This is a genomic window from Pseudomonas sp. LF-5 (assembly GCF_037626295.1).
GTDB lineage: Bacteria > Pseudomonadota > Gammaproteobacteria > Pseudomonadales > Pseudomonadaceae > Aquipseudomonas > Aquipseudomonas monsensis.
On record NZ_JARKMT010000003.1, the window covers coordinates 109,717 to 134,023 of the forward strand.

Here is a 24,307-nt window from a genome sequence, read left to right on the forward strand (position 1 = left end):
GTGAGGTTATCCACAGAACATGCCAATCAGCTCAATACCAGCGCTCTTCGCCCGGCGGACGTTTCTTGAAGCGCTTCATGCTCCACATGTACTGGCTCGGGTACGCCGCCACGTAACGCTCGACGACTTTACTCATCGCTGCGCAAGACTCGGCGGTATCGGTGCTGTACATGGCTTCGGGCGCGGCTTCGAGGATCACTTTGTAGCCAGAGCCGTCAGGCAGGCGCAGCGCATGCAGGAACACACCCACGGCCTTACCGCCCGCCAGCATGTTCGGCACGAACTTGCTGGTCAGCGCCTGCGTGGCAAAGAACGGCACGAAGATCCCGGCGGATTCGGCCGGTTCCGGGTCAGCCGGAATGCCCACTGCACCACCTTTGCGCACTTCCTTGATCACACTGAGGATGCCTTCCTTGGTGGAGGCGGCGACTTTGTTGCCCAGTTGCACACGCTGCTTGCGCAGCAATTCATCCACAGCCTTGAGCTTCGGTGGACGATAAAAAATGATCGGTTTGCACTGGCTACAATAGAAGTGGTTGAGCACTTCCCAGTTGCCCAGGTGGCTGGTGATGCCGACCACGCCTTTGCCCGAGGCCAATGCGTCCTTGAGAATGTCGAGGCCTTCGACTTCGCGCACCAGATCAATGGAGCGCTGTGCCGGCCAGATCCACGCGCAGGCGCTTTCGGTCAGCGACTTGCCGATGTCTTTCAGGCTCTGGCCGACCAGACGCTCACGTTCGGCCGCATCCATCTGTGGAAAACATTTGGCGAGGTTGATCCGCACCACGTCGCGGGAACGGTTGGGGGTTTTCCACATGATCCAGCCGATTGCCGAACCGACGGCCTGCACGGCCCGCCATGGCAGCAGGGCAAACAGCCGCAGAGCGCCTACCAGCAAGGCGCCTTTAAACTTTTCCACAGGTCACTCCTGATCTTGTGCTGTGCGCGAGGCGGCCATTCTAACCGCCGTTGGCGAGCTGCGCGTAGCGGTCGCAATCCTGAGTGTGATCCATGACCATGCCCGAGGCCTGCATCAACGCGTAGCAAATGGTCGGGCCGACGAACGTGAACCCAGCCTTTTTCAGGCCTTTGCTCATCGCCAGCGCTTCGGGGGTGATCGCCGGAACTTCGCTGCGATCCTTGAAGTGATTGATGATCGGCTGGCCGCCAACGAACGACCAGAGAAACGCCACCGGGTCCTCCAGCGCCAGCCAGGCCTGGGCATTGCGCCGGGCGGCATTGAGCTTGAGGCGGTTGCGGATGATTCCGGGGTCGAGCATCAATTCGTCGATTTCGGCGTCGCTCATCTGCGCCACGCGTTGTACGTCAAAGCCGAACAACACTTCGCGATAACGCTCGCGCTTGCGCAGCACGGTGATCCAGGACAGCCCGGCCTGGAACCCTTCGAGCAAAAGCAACTCGAACAAACCCTGCGCATCGCGTAGCGGCGTGCCCCACTCCTGGTCGTGATAAGCCATGTACAACGGATCTTCGGTACACCAAAAGCAGCGTGGCATAAGGCTCCAGGGGGCGTGCGCAGCAATGAATCGGGTATACTCCCGCTCTTTAAATCGCAGCCCAAGAAACAGGTGAATTTCGTGAGCCAGCCTACGCCAGCCGTGCGTACCTTCCAAGACTTGATCCTCGCGCTCCAGCAATACTGGGCCGAGCAAGGTTGCGTGGTACTTCAGCCCTACGATATGGAAGTAGGCGCCGGCACTTTCCACACCGCGACCTTCCTCCGCGCCATCGGCCCGGAAACCTGGAACGCCGCTTACGTGCAGCCAAGCCGCCGTCCAACTGACGGCCGTTACGGCGAAAACCCGAACCGTCTGCAGCACTACTACCAGTTCCAGGTAGTCCTGAAGCCGAACCCGGACAACTTCCAGGAACTGTACCTGGGCTCCCTCAAGCATGTCGGCCTGGACCCGCTGGTCCACGACATCCGCTTCGTCGAAGACAACTGGGAATCGCCGACCCTCGGCGCCTGGGGTCTGGGCTGGGAAGTCTGGCTCAACGGCATGGAAGTGACTCAGTTCACTTACTTCCAGCAAGCGGGCGGCATCGAGTGCTACCCGGTGACCGGCGAGATCACTTACGGTCTCGAGCGTCTGGCCATGTACCTGCAAGGCGTGGATTCGGTCTACGACCTGGTCTGGGCTGACGGTCCGTTCGGCAAAGTGACCTACGGCGACGTGTTCCACCAGAACGAAGTGGAGCAGTCCACCTACAACTTCGAACACGCCAACGTCGACAAACTGTTCGAACTGTTCGACTTCTATGAAAGCGAAGCCAAGCGCCTGATCGAGCTCGACCAGCCGCTGCCGTTGCCAAGCTACGAAATGGTCCTGAAGGCGTCGCACACCTTCAACCTGCTGGATGCGCGCCGGGCGATCTCGGTGACCGCGCGTCAGCAATACATTCTGCGCGTACGCACCCTGGCGCGTTCCGTTGCGCAAGCCTACCTGCTGGCACGCGCCAAGCTGGGCTTCCCGATGGCGACCCCGGACCTGCGTGACGAAGTACTGGCCAAGCTGGAGGCTGCACAATGAGTGCGCAAGATTTTCTGGTTGAACTGGGCACCGAAGAACTGCCACCCAAAGCCCTGAACACCCTGGCTGAAGCGTTCCTCGCCGGTATCGACAAGGGCCTGCAAGCGGCAGGTCTGAGCTACGAAACCAAAACCGTCTACGCCGCGCCGCGTCGTCTGGCTGTGCTGATCACCGCATTGGCCACCCAGCAGCCGGATCGCAGCATCAACCTCGACGGCCCGCCACGTCAGGCGGCGTTCGACGCTGAAGGCAACCCGACTCAAGCGGCACTGGGCTTTGCCAAGAAGTGCGGCGTCGAGCTGAGCGAAATCGACCAGAGCGGTCCGAAACTGCGCTACAGCCAGAACATCGCCGGCAAGCCGACCGCAAGTCTGCTGCCGACCATCGTCGAAGATTCGCTGAACGACCTGCCGATCCCGAAACGCATGCGTTGGGGTGCGCGCAAGGAAGAATTCGTGCGTCCGACCCAATGGCTCGTGATGCTGCTCGGCGACCAGGTAATCGACTGCACCATCCTCGCGCAAAAGGCTGGCCGTGACTCCCGTGGTCACCGTTTCCACCACCCGGAAAGCGTGCGCATCGGTTCGCCGTCGAGCTATCTCGCTGACCTGCGTGCCGCTTATGTATTGGCCGACGCCAACGAGCGTCGCGAAATCATCAGCAAGCGCACCGAAGAACTGGCGACCCGTCAGGAAGGCACGGCAATCGTTCCGCCAGCACTGCTCGACGAAGTGACCGCCCTGGTTGAATGGCCGGTGCCGCTGGTGTGCTCGTTCGAGGAACGTTTCCTCGATGTGCCGCAGGAAGCACTGATCACCACCATGCAGGACAACCAGAAGTACTTCTGCCTGCTGGATGCCGACGGCAAGTTGCTGCCACGTTTCATCACTGTGGCCAACATCGAAAGCAAAGACCCGCAGCAGATCATCGCCGGTAACGAGAAAGTGGTGCGCCCACGCCTGACCGACGCCGAGTTCTTCTTCAAGCAAGACAAGAAGCAGAAGCTCGAAGCCTTCAATGATCGCCTGAAGAACGTGGTGTTCCAGGAAAAACTCGGCAGCGTCTACGACAAGGCCGAGCGCGTTTCCAAACTGGCTGCGTACATCGCCGCGCGCATTGGCGGCAACGCTTCGTGGGCCGCTCGTGCGGGTCTGCTGTCGAAGTGCGACCTGGCCACCGAAATGGTCGGCGAGTTCCCGGAGATGCAAGGTGTCGCCGGTTACTACTACGCACTGAACGACAACGAGCCGGAAGACGTCGCGCTGGCCCTCAACGAGCAATACATGCCACGTGGGGCCGGTGCTGAACTGCCGGCAACCCTGACCGGTGCCGCCGTTGCGATCGCTGACAAGCTCGATACCCTGGTCGGTATCTTCGGTATCGGCATGCTGCCGACCGGCAGCAAAGACCCGTATGCCCTGCGTCGTGCAGCATTGGGTGTGCTGCGTATCCTGATCGAGAAAAAACTCGATCTGGACCTGAACGACGCCGTGGCTTTCGCCGTGACTGCGTTCGGTGCCAAGGTCAAGGCTGCCGGCCTCAACGAAGCGGTGCTGGAGTTCATCTTCGACCGTCTGCGTGCGCGTTACGAAGACGAAGGCGTGGATGTCGCGACCTACCTGTCGGTGCGTGCCCTGAAGCCGGGTTCGGCGCTGGACTTCGACCAACGTGTGCAAGCGGTGCAAGCCTTCCGCAAACTGCCGGAAGCGGCAGCGCTGGCGGCGGTGAACAAGCGTGTGTCGAACCTGTTGAGCAAAGTCGAAGGCTCGGTGCCGACCGTGGTCGAAGCCAAGTATTTCGACAACGCCAACGAGTTCTCGCTGTACTCGGCGATCCAGCAAGCGGATCAGGCGGTGCAGCCAATGGCCGCCGCGCGTCAGTACAACGAATCGCTGGCTCGCCTGGCCGCCCTGCGCGAGCCGGTGGATGCGTTCTTCGACGCCGTCATGGTCAATGCCGAAGACGCCAAGGTCCGGGCCAACCGTTACGCGCTGCTGGCGCGTCTGCGTGGCTTGTTCCTCGGTGTTGCCGACATTTCGCTGCTGGGTTGAGGGACTGCTGTTGAAACTGCTGATTCTCGATCGGGACGGAGTGATCAATTACGACTCCGACGCTTACATCAAGTCGGTAGAGGAGTGGATTCCGCTGCCCGGCTCGATCGAGGCGATTGCGCAGTTGAGCAAGGCCGGCTGGACGGTGGCGGTGGCCACCAACCAGTCGGGCATTGCTCGCGGCTACTACGACCTCACCACCCTCGACGCCATGCACGCGCGCCTGCGTACGCTCGTGGCGGAGCAGGGCGGTGAAGTCGGTTTGATCGTGTATTGCCCGCATGGGCCGGACGAAGGTTGCGATTGTCGCAAGCCGAAACCGGGGATGTTGAAAACCATCGCGGCGCATTACAACGTCGAGCTGGCCAATGTCTGGTTCGTCGGCGACAGCCTTGGTGACCTGGAGGCCGCCAAAGCCGTCGATTCACAGCCAGTTTTGGTAAAGACCGGAAAAGGCGCAAAGACTCAGGGCAAAACCCTGCCGGTTGGCACTCTGATTTTTGACGATCTGGCGGCGATTGCCGCAGAACTTATCCACAACTAGAGTACTTCTGAATTCCTGACCAGGGATTGATCGGGAGTGCGCTTGAACACTCGGGCATTGCCCCGTAACGGTAAACGTCACTATGTCGATACTGCGGGCCATCAGAATTTTTCTCTTTTACCTGCTGCTGGGCACCACCTCCCTGCTGTGGTGCAGCTTGAGTTTTTTTATCGCGCCGTTTTTGCCATTCAAGGCGCGTTATCGTTTTATCAACGTGTACTGGTGTCGCTGCGCCTTGTGGTTAACCAAGGTGTTTCTCGGGATCCGTTACGAAATCAAAGGCGCGGAAAACGTGCCTGAGCGGCCCTGCGTGATTCAGTCGAACCACCAGAGCACCTGGGAGACGTTCTTTCTCTCCGCTTATTTCTCGCCGTTGAGCCAGGTGCTCAAACGCGAACTGCTGTACGTGCCGTTCTTCGGCTGGGCCATGGCCATGCTGCGACCGATCGCGATTGATCGCGACAACCCGAAAGCCGCGCTCAAGCAAGTGGCGGCGAAGGGTGACGAGTTGCTCAAGGACAACGTTTGGGTGCTGATCTTCCCGGAAGGGACCCGCGTGCCCTACGGCACTGTCGGCAAGTTCTCCCGCAGTGGTAGCGCACTGGCCGTCAATGCGGCGCTTCCGGTGCTGCCGATTGCACACAATGCCGGCAAATTCTGGCCGAAAATCGGCTGGGGGAAGATGTCCGGCGTGATCACCGTGGTCATCGGCGAGCCGATGTATGCCGAAGGCACTGGCCCGCGCGCCATTGCCGATCTGAACGACCGGGTGCAAGCCTGGAACGAACAGGCGCAACGGGACATGGGCTCGCTGCCACCGGCGCCAGAGGCCTCGGCCGGAAGCGATCAGGTGGCTGTCTGAATTTTGTGGATAACCTGTGTACGGTTTTGTTGAAAAAGCCAGAATATTGAAATCAAGTAATTGATTTATATACATATTTCTCAAGCTAATAAAACACCGAAAAACGTGCATAAGTTTTTTTTGTGCCTGTCATTCGTGGATAAGCGGCAGCTCAAGCAGAAAGGTTGTGCCTTGATCGACGACGCTTTGACAGTCGATCCGGCCGCCATGATGGTCGACCACAGCTTTGACCATCGACAAGCCGAGGCCGACGCCATCAATGCCTTGCGCAGAGGAAAACCGCCGGTACTGGCTGAACAGGTCAGGCAACTCCTCGGCGGCGATGCCTTTGCCCTGATCCGTCAGTTCGCAGCGCAACCATTGTGCGTGGCAACTGACGCGCAATTGAATGGTGGTGTCGGCGGGACTGTACTTGATCGCATTTTCCAGCAGGTTGAATAACGCCCGGGTCAGCAGGGCCTGATCGGCCATGACCAGCCGCTCCTGGGATGGCTCATCCATATCATGCAGCAGCTCGATGCGTTTCTGCTGGGCGATGGGCAATGCTTGATCCAGTACATCCAGCACCAGCATGGCGAACAGACTCGGCTGAAAGTGATAGGACTCGGACTCGGCGCGTGCCAGCAGCACGAAACCATCGGTCAGATCCAGAGCGCGGCGTACCTGGCGCTCGATCTGCTCGAACAGTGGCGAGTCTGCGCCCGCCTGATGACGATGCACATCGAGCAGAGCGAGGATCGCCGAATGCGGCGCGCGCAGGTCATGAGACAAGAAGCGCAGCAGAACCCCGCGTTGTTCCTCGGCGGCGCGCTCGGCACTGAGGTCGGTCAGGCTCAACAACCAGCCGATCGGCGTGTCCCCGTCGACGGGCAGCAACGCGGCACGCTCCAGACGCAGGCTACGTTCCTTGTGATCGCGAAATTCCAGCAGGGGCAGGGAGGACAACGAGGGGCGTGGCTCTGTGGATAACTCGGGGTAGCCAAGCAGTGCCAGTTGACCGAGCACATCGTCGCCCACCAGATTGTTATCAAACAGGCTCCGCGCCTTGCGATTGCCCAAAAGGATCTGCCCTTTGGGATCGCTGATCAGGGTCGCCACCGGCAGATACTCCAGGCCATCGGCGATAAAACGCCGAGTGTCGCGGGTGCGGCTCATGGCTTGCTCAAGCGCCATGATCTGGCCCTGCAAGTGATCAGCCCCGGTGAATTGTGTGCGGCGGCGTTCAGGGAACACTTTCGGCTCACTGTCCAGCCGCGCCAACTCCCATCCGAAATAGGTCAGCACCACGCTCAAACGCCGCCAGTTCCAGATCAGATAACCAAACAGCATGCCCAGCACCGCAGGCGTCGGCGACCACCAATGGCGGATTTCAGCCAGGCCCGCGCTGGTTATCAACACGCCCGCCATGCCAACCAGTGTTATCCAGAGCGCCCAGCGCGGTCGCCACAACAGCAATCCAAGCACACCCGCCACGAGGCCTACGGATAGCAAAGCGCCCATACCCGGCGAGGTGTCATGCAAGTTGACCTGTGCCCGATACGACAACAGCGCAGTCAGCGGTAACAGCACTAGACTTATCCACAACCACTCACGCACCAGTTGGCGAAACAGGCGCTGCACTTGACTGGGTTCACGGCTTTCACGCCGGCGCGGGCTGGTCATGGACAAAAAGAGCAGGGCAGTGTGAATGGTTTCATGGGGCACAGGTCTGAGACGTAGACCCGAAGAATCATAGCGGACGTCGACCAACGGCGGGCCGCTTACTTTCATGGCATCGGCCGAGCGACTATGGTTCACGGCCAACAGCCCAAGCATCAAGGAATCACCGCGTATGCGCGTTGCGATACTGGACGATGAACCGGCCGAACTGCGCCGGGTCGAGCAAACCCTGCAGCAAATGGCCAGCGCCGGCGAGCAGCCCTGGTCACTGCACAGTTTCGAGCGCGGGGAAGACTTGCTGCGCCAGCTGCGCCGGGAAACCTTCGACCTGCTCATCCTCGACTGGCAACTGCCCGACCTCACCGGGCTGGCCCTGCTGCGCTGGACCCGCGAACACATGGAAGCCCCGCCGGCGGCGATCATGCTCACCAGTCGCGATGGCGAGAGCGATATCGTCCAGGCACTGAATGCCGGTGCTGACGATTACGTCAGTAAACCGTTCAGACCCAATGAGTTGAAAGCACGGGTGACCGCAGTACTGCGCCGGCACAGCCAGCAGCGCACGGCTGCAACGGAAGTGCTGAGCTTCAATGACCTGACCTTTGATGATGCCGAACTGACCGTCACCCGCGAGGGCAAACCGATCGTGATGACCGAGCGCGAGTATCGCCTGGCCCGCTGCCTGTTCAGCAATCTTGGCCGGCCGTTATCACGGGATTATCTGTATGAGCGGTTTTGGCCACATGAAGAGATGGCGTCGTCGCGGCCACTGGATACGCATATCTATCGGCTGCGCAACAAGCTGGGACTGACGGCGGATCGCGGGTGGCAGTTGCTGACGATTTATGGGTATGGGTACCGGTTGGAGAGTGTGGCGGCGGGGTCCGAATAGAAAGTAGAAGATCGCAACCGTTGGCAGCGCCTACTTGGGCTGCGATCTTTTACTCTGCCAATAAAAAGGCCAACGCATCTGCGTTGGCCTTTTGTTTGACGCCGACCGGAATCAGAAGTCCAGGTTGGATACCGCCAGAGCATTGCTCTCGATGAAGTCACGGCGAGGTTCGACCGCATCACCCATCAGGGTGTTGAAGATCTGGTCTGCGCCGATGGCGTCTTCGATGGTGACTTTCAGCATGCGGCGCACGCTTGGGTCCATGGTGGTTTCCCACAGCTGATCCGGGTTCATTTCGCCCAGACCTTTGTATCGCTGGATGGTGTGGCGCTTGGTGCTTTCGGCCATCAGCCAGTCGAGGGCTTCCTTGAACTCGGTGACCGCTTTCTTGCGTTCGCCACGCTGGATGTACGCGCCTTCGTCGAGCAGGGTGCTCAGTTGAGCACCGAGAGTGACGACAGTCTTGTAGTCGTTGCTGCCGAAGAAGTCGCGGTTGAAGGTGACGTAGTTCGACAGGCCGTGGGAGATCAACTCGACCTCTGGCAGCCACACGCCACGTTCACGGTCTTCACGCAGGCTGGCCTTGTAGACCAGACCCGACTTCTCGACGGTGCGCAGACGCACTTCGTACTGGGCCAGCCAGTCTTGCATCTTGGCGTGGTCGCCAAGCATTTCCAGGCTGACAGCCGGCAGGTAGATGAAGTGCTCGGTCAACTCCTGCGGGTACAGGCGCGACAGACGCTTGAGGGTCTTCATCACCATGCGGAAGTCGTTAACCAGACGCTCCAGCGCTTCACCGGAAATGCCCGGGGCTTCTTCGTTCAGGTGCAGGCTCGCATCTTCCAGGGCCGACTGCGTCATGTACTCTTCCATGGCGTCGTCGTCTTTGATGTATTGCTCTTGCTTGCCTTTCTTGACCTTGTACAGCGGCGGCTGGGCGATGTAGATGTAGCCACGCTCGATCAGCTCCGGCAACTGACGGAAGAAGAAGGTCAGCAGCAGGGTACGGATGTGCGAACCGTCGACGTCAGCATCGGTCATGATGATGATGTTGTGATAACGCAGTTTGTCGATGTTGTACTCTTCGCGACCGATGCCGCAGCCCAGCGCGGTGATCAGCGTGCCCACTTCCTGGGACGAGATCATCTTGTCGAAGCGTGCTTTCTCGACGTTGAGGATCTTGCCCTTCAACGGCAGGATCGCCTGGGTCTTGCGGTTACGTCCCTGCTTGGCAGAGCCGCCCGCGGAGTCACCTTCCACGAGGTACAGTTCGGAGAGTGCCGGGTCTTTTTCCTGGCAGTCAGCGAGCTTGCCCGGCAGGCCGGCGATGTCCAGCGCGCCTTTGCGGCGGGTCATCTCACGGGCCTTGCGCGCTGCTTCACGGGCACGGGCCGCGTCGATCATCTTGCCGACAACCAGCTTGGCTTCGTTCGGGTTTTCCAGAAGGAAGTCGGAGAAGTACTTGCCCATCTCCTGCTCGACCGCAGTCTTCACTTCGGAAGACACCAGTTTGTCTTTGGTCTGCGAGCTGAACTTCGGATCAGGCACCTTCACCGAGATGATCGCGGTCAGGCCTTCACGGGCATCGTCACCGGTGGTGGCGACTTTGTGCTTCTTCGCCAGACCTTCCTGCTCGATGTAGTTGTTCAGGTTACGCGTCAGGGCCGAACGGAAACCCACCAGGTGGGTGCCGCCGTCGCGCTGCGGAATGTTGTTGGTGAAGCACAACAGGTTCTCGTTAAAGCTGTCGTTCCACTGCAGGGCGATTTCTACGCCGATGCCGTCTTCACGCTGGATGTTGAAGTGGAACACCTGGTTGACCGCAGTCTTGTTGGTGTTCAGGTATTCAACGAACGCACGCAGGCCGCCTTCGTACTTGAACAGCTCTTCCTTGCCGCTGCGTTCGTCCTTGAGGACGATGCCGACACCGGAGTTGAGAAAGGACAGTTCACGAATGCGCTTGGCCAGGATGTCCCAGCTGAAGTGAATGTTCTTGAAGGTTTCGCTGGAAGCCTTGAAGTGGATCTGGGTGCCGGTGGTTTCGCTGTCGCCAACGATGGCCATCGGTGCCTGAGGCACGCCGTGGACATAGGTCTGTTCCCAGATCTTGCCGCTGCGGCGAACAGTCAGTACCAGCTCTTCGGACAGGGCGTTCACTACCGATACACCTACACCGTGCAGACCGCCGGATACCTTGTAGGAGTTGTCGTCGAACTTACCGCCGGCGTGGAGGACGGTCATGATGACCTCAGCGGCGGAAACGCCTTCCTCTTTGTGCACGTCTACCGGGATGCCACGGCCGTTGTCTTTAACGGTGATGGACTCATCCGGGTGGATGATGATGCTGATGTCGTCGCAATGGCCGGCGAGGGCTTCGTCGATCGAGTTGTCGACCACCTCGAACACCATGTGGTGCAGACCGCTGCCATCGTCGGTGTCACCAATGTACATACCGGGACGTTTGCGTACGGCATCCAGGCCTTTCAGCACTTTAATGCTCGTTGAGTCGTACGTATTTTCTTCGCTCAATGCCTTCACTCCCGATGGTCGTGGGTCTGGGTGATACGGCCCTGTTCCACGTGGAACAGAGCGACTGGCGTTTCCGTCTGCCAGCCTTCCCTCAATAATTCGTGATCTACACAGGTGATGAACACCTGGCAGCGTAAGTCTTCCAGCAAGCGGCACAGCGCGCGACGGTGGGCCTCGTCCAGCTCGGACGGCAAGTCATCCACCAGATAAATACACTGCCCGCGTCGGGCCTGGCTCACCAGATGCCCCTGGGCAATCCGCAAGGCACAGACCACCAGCTTCTGCTGACCCCGGGACAAGATGTCCGCGGCGTTGTGTGCGCCCAATCTAAGACGCAAGTCAGCGCGTTGCGGGCCGGCCTGGGTATGACCCATTTGCTGATCCCGTTGCACGGAGCCAGCCAGTACGGCACTCAATTCCCGGTCCTTGTCCCAGCCTCGGTAATAGCTGAGCGTCAAACCTTCAAGCTCAACCAGTTCGCTCAAGGTCTGTTCAAAGACTGGTTTCAAGGCTTTGATGTAAGCGCGGCGGTATTCATCGATTTCAGCGCTGGCCTGGCACAGTTCCCTGTCCCAAACCGCTTGCGAAACGGCGTCAAGTGTACCATGCCGCAGCCAGGAGTTTCTCTGGCGCAAGGCCTTCTGCAAACGTTGCCAAGTGGCCATGAATCGCGGCTCGACGTGGAACACACCCCAATCGAGAAACTGCCGGCGAATCTTCGGTGCCCCTTCGAGCAGACGGAAGCTGTCGGGGTTGATCAACTGCAGCGGCAGGATCTCGGCCAGTTGCGCAGCGCTACGGGCGTTCTGCCCGTCGATGCGGATCTGGAACTCACCCTGACGGTCACGGGAGATCCCCAACGCGCTGTGACCACCCTCGGCCAGCTCGACCTGACCGAAGACGGTGCAGGCGAGTTGTTCGTACTGAATGACCGGCAACAGCCGCGTGCTACGAAACGAACGGGCAAGCCCCAGCAGGTGGATGGCTTCCAGAACACTGGTTTTGCCGCTGCCGTTGGCGCCGTAAAGAATGTTGATGCGGGGGGAGGGGGAGAAGGTCACCGGGTGCAGATTGCGCACCGCGGTGACCGAAACACGACTTAAGGACATCCAGAATCAGCTGATTACAGACGCATCGGCATGACAACGTAAGCCGAGTCGTCATTGTCGGACTCTTGCACCAGCGCACTGCTGTTGGAGTCGGACAGGATCAAGCGAACCTGCTCAGTGGTCATCACGCCCAGCACGTCGAGCAAGTAGCTCACGTTGAAGCCGATTTCCAGCGAGCCGCCGTTGTATTCAACGCCCACTTCTTCTTCCGCTTCTTCCTGCTCCGGGTTGTTGGCCTGGATCTTCAACTGACCGCTGGCCAGTTGCAAACGGATGCCACGGTACTTCTCGTTGGACAGAATCGCAGTACGGCTGAACGCTTCACGCAGGGCCTGACGATCACCCAGTACCAGCTTGTCGCCACCTTTGGGCAGTACACGCTCGTAGTCCGGGAATTTGCCGTCAACCAGTTTCGAAGTGAAGGTGAACTCACCGGTGGTGGCGCGGATGTGGTGCTGGCCGAGCACGATGCTGACATTGCCATCAGGCTCGGTGAGCAGACGGGCCAGTTCGAGAATACCTTTGCGCGGCACGATCACCTGGTGGCGATCCGGCTGACCGATATCGGCCTGCATCGAGCACATCGCCAGACGGTGACCGTCGGTGGCCACGGCGCGAATCACACCCGCCGAAACTTCCAGCAACATGCCGTTGAGGTAATAACGCACGTCCTGCTGGGCCATGGCGAAGCTGGTGCGTTCGATCAGACGACGCAGTTTGCTCTGTTCCAGGCTGCAAGTCAGCGAGCCCGGACCTTCTTCAACGGTCGGGAAGTCGTTGGCGGGCAGGGTCGACAGGGTGAAGCGGCTACGACCGGCCTTCACCACCAGCTTCTGCTCGTCGACCTTGATGTCGATCAGCGCATCGTTGGGCAGGCTTTTGCAGATGTCCATCAGCTTGCGCGCAGGCACGGTGATGGAGCCTGTTTCAGCCGGCTCTTCAAGTTGCACACGACCGACCAGCTCGACTTCCAGGTCGGTACCGGTCAGCGACAGTTGCTGGCCTTCGACAACCAGCAGCACGTTGGAGAGTACCGGCAAGGTCTGTCGGCGCTCGACGACGCCTGCGACCAGTTGCAGGGGTTTCAACAGGGCTTCGCGTTGAATGGTGAAATGCATGGTCTAGTCCCTTGCCTTAATAAGCTGCGCTGGTGTTCATCAAGTGGTCAGTGTACGCAGCAGGTTCTTGTAGTCCTCGCGGATGTCCGCGTCGGATTCCTTAAGTTCGTTGATCTTGCGGCAGGCGTGCAACACGGTCGTGTGGTCGCGGCCGCCAAACACATCGCCGATTTCCGGCAGGCTGTGGTTGGTCAGTTCCTTGGACAATGCCATGGCCACCTGACGCGGACGAGCCACCGAGCGCGAACGGCGCTTGGACAGCAGGTCGGAGATCTTGATCTTGTAGTATTCGGCGACAGTGCGCTGAATGTTATCCACAGAGACCAGTTTGTCCTGCAACGCCAACAGGTCTTTCAGGGATTCGCGAATCAGCTCGATGGTGATGTCACGACCCATGAAGTGCGAGTGGGCGATCACGCGTTTCAGCGCGCCTTCCAGCTCACGGACGTTGGAGCGAATGCGCTGGGCAATGAAGAACGCAGCATCGTGCGGCAACTCGACTTTGGCCTGGTCGGCCTTCTTCATCAAGATCGCGACACGGGTTTCCAGCTCAGGCGGCTCGACAGCAACGGTCAGGCCCCAGCCGAAGCGGGATTTGAGGCGCTCTTCAAGGCCTTCGATTTCTTTCGGGTAGCGGTCACTGGTGAGAATGACCTGCTGGCCACCTTCAAGCAGGGCGTTGAAGGTGTGGAAAAACTCTTCCTGCGAGCGCTCTTTGCGAGCGAAGAACTGAATATCGTCGATCAGCAAAGCATCCACCGAACGGTAGAAACGCTTGAACTCGTTGATCGCGTTCAGTTGCAGCGCCTTGACCATGTCGGCCACGAAGCGCTCCGAATGCAGGTACACAACCTTGGCATTCGGGTTCTTCTTTAATAGATGGTTACCCACCGCGTGCATCAAGTGGGTTTTACCCAGGCCGACGCCACCATAAAGGAACAGCGGGTTGTAGCCGTGCTTCGGGTTATCCGCCACCTGCCAGGCCGCTGCGCGGGCGAGCTGGTTGGATTTACCTTCGACGAAGTTTTCGAAGGTAAAGGTGCGGTTCAGGTAACTGGTGTGCTTGAGCGCGCCTTCGACCTGCACGGTGCGCTGTTCGGCGCGAACCGGAGCCTGCTGCGACGCGGCACCGGCCATCGGATCGAAGCTGTCGCGGGACGGCTCTTCACTGACTTCGGCGCTTTTCTGCGTGGAGCGCTTGGCCGCAGCTGGGGCGGGTGCAGGGGCTGGCGCGCTGACCGGAGCGGCATTCGCCTGCGCCTGGGAAACCTGCGCGGCGGCCAATGGTGCATTCGGCGCGGCCCGGGGTGCCGAGCTGCGCTTGCTGCCTATTAATAAGGAAAGCGCGGGCGCCATGCCATTGCCATGCTCATCCAGCAGTTCAAGGACACGGCCAAGGTACTTTTCGTTGACCCAGTCCAGCACGAAACGGTTCGGTGCGTAGACGCGCAACTCGTCGCCTTCGGCTTCGACCTGTAGTGGACGGATCCAGGTGTTGAATTGTTGGGCAGGCAGCTCATCGCGCAAAAGCTCCACGCACTGCTGCCAAAGTTCCACTGACACGGATATCCCCTAAGTTGAAAGCCGGTGAGGCAAAAACAAGCGGCCATTGTAGCGGCGAGCCGTCCACTTATCCACATGCAGGTGGCCTGCCGATCATGATTTATCAATGCGTTAACCACTAAAAAGGCGACCAACGGTGTGTGAATAAGCTCTGTGGATAACCGCCTCTGAGGGCACTGGACAACTGGGGGCGAAACTCGGTGGATAACCTGCCTGTGGATAACAGCCCTTTCCACACACAGGTTATCCGACAGCGCAGCACAGGCTGAACACGGTTTTCCACTGTAGTTGTCATTCTCTGTACATCACGTCGTACAAGGGCTTATGCCACTTATCCACAGAAGGAGGCGGGTCTAGCTTTTATAAGCTTTACAGAAAAGCTTTAAATAATTTCCTTCTTTATTTTTATGTATGGCGAACACGCGTTCCCGAAGAAACGCTCCGGAGATCTATTTATAAGGAAACGTTGGTTGGAAATTGACCTGAAGGCTTGCTTTCTCTAGAATCCCCGGTCTCTTAAAACGGGGGCCATTCCGGCCCGTTGTGGACGAACCAGGTAACACGACATGAAACGTACTTTCCAACCAAGCACTATCAAACGCGCTCGTACCCACGGTTTCCGTGCTCGCATGGCTACCAAGAACGGTCGTGCCGTCCTGTCGCGTCGTCGCGCCAAAGGTCGTGCGCGTCTGGCAGTTTGATAATCCGGCACTGGAGGTGAGTCAGGACTTCAGTCGGGAAAAGCGTTTGCTTACTCCCCGGCATTTCAAGGCAGTCTTTGACTCCCCTACCGGCAAGGTTCCGGGGAAAAATCTCCTGCTCCTTGCACGCAACAACGATCTTGATCACCCCCGTCTTGGGCTGGTTATCGGGAAAAAGAGCGTAAAGCTCTCCGTTGAGCGCAATCGCCTCAAACGTCTGATGCGCGAATCGTTCCGTCTGCACCAGGATTCACTGGTTGGCTGGGACATCGTTATCGTCGCGCGCAAAGGTTTGGGTGATGTAGAAAACCCCGAATTGATTCAGCATTTCGGCAAACTCTGGAAGCGTCTGGCTCGTAACAAGCCGGTTCCGGCAGTCAAAACCGAAACTGTAGGGGTAGACAGTCCAGATGCGTAAACTGGCCCTCGTTCCGATCCAGTTTTACCGCTACGCCATTAGTCCCCTGATGGCCGACCACTGTCGTTTCTACCCCAGTTGTTCCTGCTACGCGTTAGAAGCCATCGAAAATCATGGCCTTCTGCGCGGTGGCTGGCTGACCTTTCGTCGTTTAGGTCGCTGTCATCCGTGGAATCCCGGTGGTTATGACCCGGTTCCACCTATCCCTACCTCCCGTTCTTCTTCGATGGCCGAGTAATCATGGATATCAAACGCACGATCCTGATCGTCGCCCTGGCAATCGTGTCCTACGTTATGGTTCTTAAATGGAACCAGGACTATGGCCAGGCTGCCCTGCCGACTCAGAATGTTGCTTCCAGTACGACTACATCCGGTTTGCCGGACACCGCCACTGGCAATAACACTGCCGCCAGTGACGACATTCCGCGCGCCGCTAGCGATACCAGCGCACCTGCCGAAACTCCGGTAGCCGCCAGCAAGGATCTGATCCAGATCAAAACCGACGTGCTCGATCTGGCGATCGATCCACAGGGTGGTGACGTTGCTCAACTGACCTTGCCTCTGTATCCACGTCGTCAGGATCGTCCTGATGTGCCGTTCCAGCTGTTCGATAACGGCGGCGAACGTGTTTATCTGGCACAAAGCGGTCTGATCGGTACCAACGGCCCGGATGCAAATCCTGCCGGTCGTCCGGTTTACTCCTCGGAGAAGAAGACTTATCAACTGGCTGACGGTCAGGACCAACTGGTCGTCGACCTGAAATTCAGCAAGGACGGCGTCAACTACATCAAGCGTTTCACACTGAAACGCGGCCTGTATGACGTAGCCGTTTCCTACATTGTGGATAACCAGAGCGCACAGCCCTGGAGCGGCGCAATGTTTGCCCAGCTGAAGCGCGATAACAGCGCTGATCCTTCGTCCACAACCGCTACTGGCACCGCGACTTACCTGGGCGCTGCCCTGTGGACAAGTTCGGAGCCGTACAAAAAAGTGTCCATGAAGGACATGGACAAGGCGCAGCTGAAAGAAACCGTCACCGGTGGCTGGGTCGCCTGGCTGCAACATTACTTCGTGACAGCCTGGATTCCGGCCAAGGGCGAAAACAACATCGTCCAGACCCGTAAAGACAGCAAAGGCAACTACATCATCGGTTACACCGGTCCTACACTGACCGCTGCTCCGGGTGCCAAAGTTGAAACCAGCGCTGTGCTGTACGCCGGTCCGAAAAGCCAGGCGGTGTTGAAAGAGTTGTCCCCAGGTCTGGAACTGACCGTCGACTACGGCATTCTGTGGTTCATTGCCCAGCCAATCTTCTGGCTGCTGCAACACATCCACGCCATTGTCGGTAACTGGGGCTGGTCGATCATCTTCCTGACCATGCTGATCAAGGGTCTGTTCTTCCCTCTGTCGGCTGCCAGCTACAAGTCGATGGCGCGCATGCGTGCCGTTGCGCCGAAACTGGCGGCTCTGAAAGAGCAACATGGCGATGACCGGCAGAAAATGTCGCAAGCCATGATGGAGCTGTACAAGAAAGAGAAGATCAATCCACTGGGCGGCTGCTTGCCGATCCTCGTGCAGATGCCGGTTTTCCTTTCGCTGTACTGGGTTCTGCTGGAAAGCGTGGAAATGCGCCAGGCGCCGTTCATGCTGTGGATCACTGACCTGTCGATCAAGGATCCGTTCTTCATTCTGCCGATCATCATGGGCGCAACCATGTTCATCCAGCAGCAGCTGAACCCGACTCCGCCGGATCCGATGCAGGCGAAGGTCATGAAAATGATGCCAATCATCTTCACCTTCTTCTTCCTGTGGTTCCCTGCAGGTCTGGTGCTGTACTGGGTTGTGAACAACTGCCTGTCGATTGCACAACAGTGGTACATCACGCGTAAGATCGAAGCGGCGACGAAAAAAGCCGAGGCGTAACTTGCACTGTGGATAACACCACTCAAAACGCCCCCTAGTGGGGCGTTTTGCTATCTGCCACTTTTGTCTGGATTCCGGTTTATGAGCACACCTCGTGAAACCATCGCCGCTGTCGCCACCGCTCAAGGTCGTGGCGGTGTGGGCATCGTCCGTATTTCCGGGCCGTTGGCCAGTGTTGCAGCGAAAGCCATCAGCGGCCGAGAACTGAAACCGCGTTATGCCCATTACGGGCCGTTTTTCAGTGACGACCAACAGGTGCTCGATGAAGGCCTGGCGCTGTATTTTCCCGGCCCGAACTCGTTCACCGGCGAAGACGTGCTGGAACTGCAGGGCCACGGTGGCCCGATCGTTCTCGACATGTTGCTCAAGCGTTGCCTGGAACTGGGTTGTCGTCTGGCTCGCCCGGGCGAATTCAGTGAGCGAGCATTCCTCAATGACAAACTCGACCTGGCCCAGGCCGAAGCGATTGCCGACCTGATCGAGGCGAGTTCTGCACAGGCAGCACGCAATGCCCTGCGTTCCTTGCAAGGAGCGTTCTCCCAGCGTGTGCATAACCTGACCGAGCAGTTGATCAGCCTGCGAATCTATGTCGAAGCGGCCATCGACTTTCCGGAAGAAGAAATCGACTTCCTTGCCGATGGCCATGTGCTGAGCATGCTCGACAAGGTACGCGATGAATTATCCACAGTGCTGCGCGAAGCCGGGCAGGGCGCATTGCTGCGCGATGGCATGACCGTAGTGATCGCCGGCCGACCGAATGCCGGCAAGTCCAGCCTGTTGAATGCTTTGGCGGGGCGTGAAGCTGCGATCGTCACCGAGATCGCCGGCACCACGCGGGACATTCTGCGCGAACATATCCACATCGACGGCATGCCGTTGCATGTGGTGGATACCGCTGGTCTGCGCGATACGGACGATCAGGTGGAAAAGATCGGCGTGGAACGTGCGCTCAAGGCCATCACAGAAGCCGATCGAGTGTTGTTGGTCGTCGATGCGACAGCGCCGGAAGCAGCAGATCCGTTTGCCCTGTGGCCGGAGTTCCTCGAAACCCGGCCCGATCCGGCGAAAGTGACCCTGATCCGCAACAAGGCGGACCTGACGGGCGAAGCGATTGGCCTGGAAGTCAGCGAGGACGGCCACGTCACCATCAGCCTCAGCGCCAAATCGGCGGGTGAGGGGCTGGAATTGCTGCGCGAACACCTCAAAGCCTGCATGGGCTACGAACAGACCTCGGAAAGCAGTTTCAGCGCACGCCGCCGGCATCTGGAAGCGCTGCGCCACGCCAGTGCAGCGCTGGAACACGGTCGCGCACAATTGACGCTGGCCGGGGCCGGTGAACTGTTGGCTGAAGATTTGCGTCAGGCACAGCACGCTCTGGGTGAAATCACCGGGGCATTCAGCTCGGATGATTTGCTTGGAAGGATCTTCTCCAGCTTCTGCATCGGCAAATAACCCTCCTGCGATTCACAGACAGGTCCGTTCGCGACCTGTCTGCTTCCCTCCTTTTTAAATTCCTTCCACGAGTGCCGGGCAGATTTTTCCGCCCTGAGCGGTTTTCCGCTGCCCGCTGTCTCCTCGTTCATCAGATTTCTGTGGATTAAGCCCTGTGAATAACTGCCACTGAGGTCAGTTGATAACAGGGCCTCAAAACTGGATATAACCCGCCCTGTGGATAACCACCTCATTCATCCACAGGCTTACACCGGTTATCCAAGGGCCTCATGGGCACCTGACCACAGAGTTTTGAATCGCTGTACATATTGAAAATAAAGGCCTGTAGAGATCTATCCACAGAAAGGATGGGCAGTAAGAATAAACATAAAAACAAAGGTTTTATAAATTTCTCTCTTTTTTTATTCTTTTAACTTCGAGTTCTCCACAGCTGGTTAAATTTTGTGCAAAGGGTTCTTTAGGAAGGGCGAAGTCCCTATACTTGTCGACCAGGTCCAGAAACCTGATCTCAAACTATTCCTGAATGACCTAATTAAGCAGGCACGAGGTGCGTGGTGGATTTCCCTTCCCGTTTTGAAGTGATCGTCATCGGCGGCGGTCATGCCGGTACCGAGGCAGCACTGGCCTCAGCACGTATGGGGGCAAAAACCCTGTTGCTGACGCATAACGTGGAAACCCTCGGTGCCATGAGCTGCAACCCGGCCATCGGTGGCATCGGCAAAAGCCATCTGGTCAAGGAAATCGACGCCCTTGGCGGCGCGATGGCCATGGCGACTGACCTGGGCGGCATCCAGTTTCGCGTGTTGAACAGCCGTAAAGGCCCGGCCGTGCGTGCAACCCGTGCACAGGCTGACCGGATTCTTTACAAGGCCGCTGTCCGCGAGATCCTGGAAAACCAGCCGAACCTGTGGATATTTCAACAGGCTGCTGACGACCTGATCGTCGAGCAGGAACAAGTGCGTGGTGTTGTCACGCAAATGGGTCTGCGGTTCTTCGCCGATTCCGTGGTGTTGACCACCGGTACTTTCCTCGGTGGACTTATCCACATCGGTTTGCAGAATTTTTCCGGCGGTCGCGCCGGTGATCCGCCGTCGATTGCCCTGGCTCATCGTCTGCGTGAACTGCCCTTGCGAGTCGGTCGGCTGAAAACCGGTACGCCGCCGCGTATTGATGGCAAATCTGTGGATTTCTCGGTGATGACCGAGCAACCGGGTGATACACCGATCCCGGTGATGTCGTTCATGGGCAACAAGGAACAGCATCCGCGTCAGGTCAGTTGCTGGATTACCCACACCAACGCCCGTACCCACGAAATCATCGCGGCGAACCTCGACCGTTCGCCGATGTATTCGGCTGCCGGCGAGATTGAAGGCATCGGCCCGCGTTACTGCCCGTCGATCGAAGACAAGATTCACCGCTTTGCCGACAAGGAAAGCCATCAGGTGTTCATCGAACCGGAAGGTCTGACCACCCATGAGCTGTATCCGAACGGGATATCCACAAGCTTGCCGTTCGACGTGCAATTGCAGATCGTGCAATCGATCCGCGGCATGGAAAACGCGCACATCGTGCGTCCGGGTTATGCGATCGAGTACGACTACTTCGATCCGCGCGACCTGAAGTACAGCCTGGAAACCAAAGTCATTGGCGGTCTGTTCTTCGCCGGGCAGATCAACGGCACCACCGGCTACGAAGAGGCCGGTGCACAAGGTCTGCTCGCCGGCGCCAACGCTGCATTGCGTGCGCAGGGCAAAGAAGCCTGGTGTCCGCGTCGCGATGAAGCGTACATCGGCGTGTTGGTCGACGACCTGATCACCCTCGGTACCCAAGAGCCGTACCGTATGTTCACGTCCCGTGCCGAATACCGTCTGATTCTGCGTGAGGACAACGCCGACCTGCGTCTGACCGAAAAAGGTCGCGAGCTCGGCTTGGTCGATGACGCGCGCTGGGCGGCCTTCTGCAAGAAACGCGAAAGCATCGAACTTGAAGAGCAGCGCTTGAAAAGCACTTGGGTACGTCCGGGCACGCAGCAGGGCGATGCGATTGCCGAAAAATTCGGCACGCCTCTGACTCACGAATACAACTTGCTCAACCTCTTGAGTCGTCCGGAAATCGACTACGCTGGTCTGGTCGAAGTGACTGGCAACGGTGCTGAAGATCCACAGGTCGCCGAGCAGGTTGAGATCAAGACCAAATACGCCGGTTACATCGACCGTCAACAGGACGAAATCGCCCGTCTGCGCGCCAGCGAAGACACGAAACTGCCTGTGGATATCGACTACACCAACATTTCCGGTCTCTCCAAGGAGATCCAGAGCAAGCTGGGTGCGACGCGTCCGGAGACGCTCGGTCAGGCTTCGCGGATTCCGGGCGTGACCCCGGCAGCGATTTCGCTGTTGATGATTCATTTGAAAAAACGCGGCGCGGGCCGTCAGTTGGAGCAAAGCGCTTGAGTTCTAAGGTCACTTCGCAACACGCCGAAGAGTTATCCACAGGAGCCCGCGCGCTCGGTGTCAATCTCTCTGAAACCCAGCACGAATTGCTGCTGGGTTATCTGGCCCTGTTGATCAAATGGAACCAGGCCTACAACCTGACTGCCGTGCGCGACCCGGACGAAATGGTTTCGCGGCACTTGCTCGACAGTCTGAGCGTGATGTCGTTCATCGAAAACGGCCGCTGGCTTGACGTCGGCAGCGGCGGTGGCATGCCGGGGATTCCGTTGGCGATCCTGTATCCGGACGCGCAAGTCACCTGTCTGGACAGCAACGGCAAGAAAACCCGCTTCCTGACCCAGGTCAAACTCGAACTCAAACTGGATAACCTGCAAGTTATCCACAGTCGCGTCGAAGCGTTCCAGCCTGCGCAGCCGTTCAACGGGATCATTTCCCGGGCGTTCAGCAGCATGGAAAACTTCACCAACTGGACTCGCCACCTCGGCGATGCCGATACACGCTGGCTGGCAATGAAGGGCGTTCATCCGGCCGATGAGCTGGTAGCATTGCCGGCAGACTTCAAACTCGATAGCGAACACGCCCTGGCCGTACCCGGTTGCCAAGGCCAACGCCATCTGCTGATACTGCGCCGCACGGCATGATTGGGAACACAAGCAAGAATGGCTAAGGTATTCGCGATAGCGAACCAGAAGGGTGGTGTGGGCAAGACCACCACCTGTATCAACCTCGCAGCATCCCTGGTCGCCACCAAGCGCCGGGTGCTGTTGATCGATCTCGATCCACAGGGCAACGCCACCATGGGTAGCGGTGTGGATAAACATGGCCTGGAAAACTCGGTCTACGACCTGCTGATCGGCGAATGCGATCTGGCCCAGGCCATGCACTACTCCGAGCACGGCGGTTATCAACTGCTGCCGGCCAACCGTGATCTGACGGCGGCCGAAGTAGTGCTGCTGGAAATGCAGATGAAGGAAAGCCGTCTGCGCAGCGCGCTGGCGCCGATCCGCGAAAACTACGATTACATTCTGATCGACTGTCCGCCGTCGCTGTCGATGCTCACGCTGAACGCACTGGTTGCCGCCGATGGGGTGATTATCCCCATGCAGTGCGAGTACTTTGCGCTCGAGGGTTTGAGCGACCTTGTGGATAACATCAAGCGCATCGCTGAACTGCTGAACCCGAACCTGAAAGTCGAGGGCCTGCTGCGGACCATGTACGACCCGCGCCTGAGCCTGATGAACGATGTGTCGGCGCAGCTCAAGGAACACTTCGGCGAGCAGCTCTACGACACGGTGATCCCGCGCAACATTCGCCTGGCCGAAGCGCCGAGCTACGGCATGCCGGCGCTGGCCTACGACAAGCAATCGCGCGGCGCCCTGGCCTACCTGGCCCTGGCCGGCGAGATGGTTCGTCGTCAGCGCAAAAATTCACGCATCGCCGCTGCCCAGCCAACTTAAGGAATCCCCATGGCCGTCAAGAAACGAGGTCTCGGACGTGGACTGGATGCACTGCTGAGTGGTCCGACCGTCAGCGCGCTGGAAGAACAAGCGGCGCAGGCCGATACCCGTGAGTTGCAACACTTGCCGCTGGACTTGCTCCAGCGCGGCAAATACCAGCCACGTCGGGACATGGACCCGCAGGCGCTGGAAGAACTGGCGTCGTCGATCAAGGCACAAGGCGTCATGCAGCCGATCGTGGTGCGCCCGATTGGCGGTGGCCGTTTTGAGATCATCGCCGGTGAGCGCCGCTGGCGTGCCAGCCAGCAGGCCGGGCAGGAAACCATCCCGGCCATGGTCCGCGATGTGCCGGATGAAACCGCGATCGCCATTGCGCTGATCGAAAACATCCAGCGTGAAGACCTCAACCCGATCGAGGAAGCGGTCGCCCTGCAGCGCCTGCAGCAGGAATTCCAGCTCACTCAGCAGCAAGTCGCCGAGGCTGTGGGTAAGTCCCGCGTCACTGTGGCTAACCTGTTGCGGCTTATTGCACTGCCGGAAGTGATCAAGACCATGCTGTCCCACGGCGACCTGGAAATGGGCCACGCTCGTGCATTGCTCGGTCTGCCGGACAATCAGCAGGTCGAGGGGGCGCGACATGTTGTCGCACGCGGCCTGACCGTGCGCCAAACCGAGGCACTGGTTCGCCAGTGGCTGAGTGGTAAACCGGAGCCGGTGGAAGCAGCCAAACCCGACCCGGATATCGCCCGCCTCGAGCAGCGTCTGGCCGAGCGCCTAGGCTCTGCGGTGCAGATTCGCCACGGAAAGAAGGGAAAAGGTCAGCTGGTCATCGGTTATAACTCCCTCGATGAGCTCCAAGGTGTGCTCGCACACATCCGCTGAAACATTTCCTCATGTAGCGCGCAGTCGGAAATCACTACCTGACAGTTGAATAGGGGCAGAACCGCCCCTATACTCTGCGCGCATTTTGTCGGCACAAATTATGCCAAGTTATTGAATTTCGGCAGCCGACCATTGGAGAGCA

The 24,307-nt window shown here is 58.6% G+C and carries 21 protein-coding genes; 14 read left to right on the forward strand and 7 right to left on the reverse strand.

Going from position 1 to position 24,307, the window contains the following annotated elements; genetic code table 11:
* Positions 1-31 precede the first annotated feature (31 nt).
* Positions 32-919: a lysophospholipid acyltransferase gene (locus PseuLF5_RS12520; protein ID WP_123454916.1), complete on the reverse strand. Its 888-nt coding sequence runs from the start codon at positions 917-919 to the stop codon at positions 32-34.
* A gap of 40 nt (positions 920-959) precedes the next feature.
* The gene (locus PseuLF5_RS12525; protein ID WP_128615007.1) at positions 960-1,517 is read right to left on the reverse strand and encodes a DNA-3-methyladenine glycosylase I; all 558 of its coding nucleotides are present in this window, start codon (positions 1,515-1,517) and stop codon (positions 960-962) included.
* Between the two features lie 81 nt (positions 1,518-1,598).
* Here PseuLF5_RS12525 and glyQ point away from each other — a divergent pair, with 81 nt between their 5' ends.
* From glyQ to PseuLF5_RS12545, 4 genes are all read left to right on the forward strand, one after another.
* Complete coding sequence (gene glyQ, locus PseuLF5_RS12530) at positions 1,599-2,552, forward strand: glycine--tRNA ligase subunit alpha (RefSeq protein WP_003187265.1); 954 nt, start codon at positions 1,599-1,601, stop codon at positions 2,550-2,552.
* Complete coding sequence (gene glyS, locus PseuLF5_RS12535) at positions 2,549-4,603, forward strand: glycine--tRNA ligase subunit beta (protein ID WP_123470111.1); 2,055 nt, start codon at positions 2,549-2,551, stop codon at positions 4,601-4,603. The genes glyQ and glyS overlap by 4 nt, the downstream gene beginning before the upstream one ends.
* Positions 4,604-4,607: 4 nt before the next feature.
* Positions 4,608-5,147 (forward strand): D-glycero-beta-D-manno-heptose 1,7-bisphosphate 7-phosphatase, encoded by a 540-nt coding sequence (gene gmhB / locus PseuLF5_RS12540; RefSeq protein WP_177490547.1) that lies wholly within the window; start codon positions 4,608-4,610, stop codon positions 5,145-5,147.
* 82 nt (positions 5,148-5,229) lie between these two features.
* Entirely contained in the window at positions 5,230-6,009 is a 780-nt protein-coding gene (locus PseuLF5_RS12545; protein WP_340133665.1) for a lysophospholipid acyltransferase family protein, read from the forward strand.
* A 129-nt stretch (positions 6,010-6,138) separates the two neighbouring features.
* Here PseuLF5_RS12545 and PseuLF5_RS12550 read toward each other — a convergent pair whose 3' ends face one another.
* Positions 6,139-7,671: a sensor histidine kinase gene (locus tag PseuLF5_RS12550; protein WP_128615004.1), complete on the reverse strand. Its 1,533-nt coding sequence runs from the start codon at positions 7,669-7,671 to the stop codon at positions 6,139-6,141.
* Positions 7,672-7,840: 169 nt separating this feature from the next.
* On the opposite strand from PseuLF5_RS12550, the gene PseuLF5_RS12555 reads away from it, so the two are divergent.
* Positions 7,841-8,560, forward strand: coding sequence for a response regulator transcription factor (locus PseuLF5_RS12555; RefSeq protein ID WP_222833988.1), 720 nt, complete (start codon positions 7,841-7,843; stop codon positions 8,558-8,560).
* 111 nt (positions 8,561-8,671) lie between these two features.
* Here the strand turns inward: PseuLF5_RS12555 and gyrB are convergent, their stop codons facing one another.
* From gyrB to dnaA, 4 genes are read right to left on the reverse strand one after another with little or no spacing between them, the layout of a single operon-like run.
* On the reverse strand, positions 8,672-11,089 hold the full coding sequence (gene gyrB / locus PseuLF5_RS12560; protein WP_007960764.1) for a DNA topoisomerase (ATP-hydrolyzing) subunit B: 2,418 nt from the start codon (positions 11,087-11,089) through the stop codon (positions 8,672-8,674).
* A gap of 5 nt (positions 11,090-11,094) precedes the next feature.
* Positions 11,095-12,198, reverse strand: coding sequence for a DNA replication/repair protein RecF (recF, locus tag PseuLF5_RS12565; protein ID WP_123470104.1), 1,104 nt, complete (start codon positions 12,196-12,198; stop codon positions 11,095-11,097).
* Positions 12,199-12,212: 14 nt separating this feature from the next.
* The gene (gene dnaN, locus PseuLF5_RS12570; RefSeq protein ID WP_016772390.1) at positions 12,213-13,316 is read right to left on the reverse strand and encodes a DNA polymerase III subunit beta; all 1,104 of its coding nucleotides are present in this window, start codon (positions 13,314-13,316) and stop codon (positions 12,213-12,215) included.
* Between the two features lie 39 nt (positions 13,317-13,355).
* Complete coding sequence (dnaA, locus tag PseuLF5_RS12575) at positions 13,356-14,879, reverse strand: chromosomal replication initiator protein DnaA (protein WP_186743775.1); 1,524 nt, start codon at positions 14,877-14,879, stop codon at positions 13,356-13,358.
* A 566-nt stretch (positions 14,880-15,445) separates the two neighbouring features.
* Here dnaA and rpmH point away from each other — a divergent pair.
* From rpmH to PseuLF5_RS12620, 9 genes are all read left to right on the forward strand, one after another.
* Positions 15,446-15,580, forward strand: a complete 135-nt coding sequence (gene rpmH / locus PseuLF5_RS12580; RefSeq protein ID WP_003213577.1) for a 50S ribosomal protein L34 — start codon at positions 15,446-15,448, stop codon at positions 15,578-15,580.
* A gap of 16 nt (positions 15,581-15,596) precedes the next feature.
* Positions 15,597-15,998 carry a ribonuclease P protein component gene (gene rnpA, locus PseuLF5_RS12585; protein WP_011336726.1) on the forward strand — a complete coding sequence of 134 codons (402 nt, stop codon included), beginning with the start codon at positions 15,597-15,599 and terminating at the stop codon, positions 15,996-15,998.
* Positions 15,991-16,236, forward strand: coding sequence for a membrane protein insertion efficiency factor YidD (gene yidD, locus PseuLF5_RS12590; RefSeq protein WP_010565858.1), 246 nt, complete (start codon positions 15,991-15,993; stop codon positions 16,234-16,236). Before rnpA ends, yidD begins: the two co-directional genes overlap by 8 nt.
* Positions 16,237-16,238: 2 nt before the next feature.
* Positions 16,239-17,921, forward strand: coding sequence for a membrane protein insertase YidC (yidC, locus tag PseuLF5_RS12595; RefSeq protein WP_123470098.1), 1,683 nt, complete (start codon positions 16,239-16,241; stop codon positions 17,919-17,921).
* 81 nt (positions 17,922-18,002) lie between these two features.
* Positions 18,003-19,373: a tRNA uridine-5-carboxymethylaminomethyl(34) synthesis GTPase MnmE gene (gene mnmE / locus PseuLF5_RS12600; RefSeq protein WP_340133669.1), complete on the forward strand. Its 1,371-nt coding sequence runs from the start codon at positions 18,003-18,005 to the stop codon at positions 19,371-19,373.
* A 554-nt stretch (positions 19,374-19,927) separates the two neighbouring features.
* Positions 19,928-21,826, forward strand: coding sequence for a tRNA uridine-5-carboxymethylaminomethyl(34) synthesis enzyme MnmG (gene mnmG / locus PseuLF5_RS12605; protein ID WP_123470094.1), 1,899 nt, complete (start codon positions 19,928-19,930; stop codon positions 21,824-21,826).
* Positions 21,823-22,467: a 16S rRNA (guanine(527)-N(7))-methyltransferase RsmG gene (rsmG, locus tag PseuLF5_RS12610; protein WP_340133670.1), complete on the forward strand. Its 645-nt coding sequence runs from the start codon at positions 21,823-21,825 to the stop codon at positions 22,465-22,467. Before mnmG ends, rsmG begins: the two co-directional genes overlap by 4 nt.
* An 18-nt stretch (positions 22,468-22,485) precedes the next feature.
* Positions 22,486-23,283: a ParA family protein gene (locus PseuLF5_RS12615; protein WP_003229787.1), complete on the forward strand. Its 798-nt coding sequence runs from the start codon at positions 22,486-22,488 to the stop codon at positions 23,281-23,283.
* A 9-nt stretch (positions 23,284-23,292) separates the two neighbouring features.
* A complete protein-coding gene (locus tag PseuLF5_RS12620; RefSeq protein WP_041073587.1) occupies positions 23,293-24,165 on the forward strand; it encodes a ParB/RepB/Spo0J family partition protein in 873 nt (290 codons plus the stop codon).
* The last annotated feature ends 142 nt before the right edge of the window (positions 24,166-24,307 follow it).

Coding starts and splice junctions, on each gene's coding strand:
- yidC (WP_123470098.1), top strand. CDS start 16,239: ATGGATATCAAACGCACGATCCTGATCGTCGCCCTGGCAATCGTGTCC.
- PseuLF5_RS12525 (WP_128615007.1), bottom strand. CDS start 1,517: ATGCCACGCTGCTTTTGGTGTACCGAAGATCCGTTGTACATGGCTTAT.
- PseuLF5_RS12550 (WP_128615004.1), bottom strand. CDS start 7,671: ATGACCAGCCCGCGCCGGCGTGAAAGCCGTGAACCCAGTCAAGTGCAG.
- yidD (WP_010565858.1), top strand. CDS start 15,991: ATGCGTAAACTGGCCCTCGTTCCGATCCAGTTTTACCGCTACGCCATT.
- dnaN (WP_016772390.1), bottom strand. CDS start 13,316: ATGCATTTCACCATTCAACGCGAAGCCCTGTTGAAACCCCTGCAACTG.
- recF (WP_123470104.1), bottom strand. CDS start 12,198: ATGTCCTTAAGTCGTGTTTCGGTCACCGCGGTGCGCAATCTGCACCCG.
- glyS (WP_123470111.1), top strand. CDS start 2,549: ATGAGTGCGCAAGATTTTCTGGTTGAACTGGGCACCGAAGAACTGCCA.
- rpmH (WP_003213577.1), top strand. CDS start 15,446: ATGAAACGTACTTTCCAACCAAGCACTATCAAACGCGCTCGTACCCAC.
- PseuLF5_RS12620 (WP_041073587.1), top strand. CDS start 23,293: ATGGCCGTCAAGAAACGAGGTCTCGGACGTGGACTGGATGCACTGCTG.
- PseuLF5_RS12545 (WP_340133665.1), top strand. CDS start 5,230: ATGTCGATACTGCGGGCCATCAGAATTTTTCTCTTTTACCTGCTGCTG.
- mnmE (WP_340133669.1), top strand. CDS start 18,003: ATGAGCACACCTCGTGAAACCATCGCCGCTGTCGCCACCGCTCAAGGT.
- PseuLF5_RS12615 (WP_003229787.1), top strand. CDS start 22,486: ATGGCTAAGGTATTCGCGATAGCGAACCAGAAGGGTGGTGTGGGCAAG.
- PseuLF5_RS12555 (WP_222833988.1), top strand. CDS start 7,841: ATGCGCGTTGCGATACTGGACGATGAACCGGCCGAACTGCGCCGGGTC.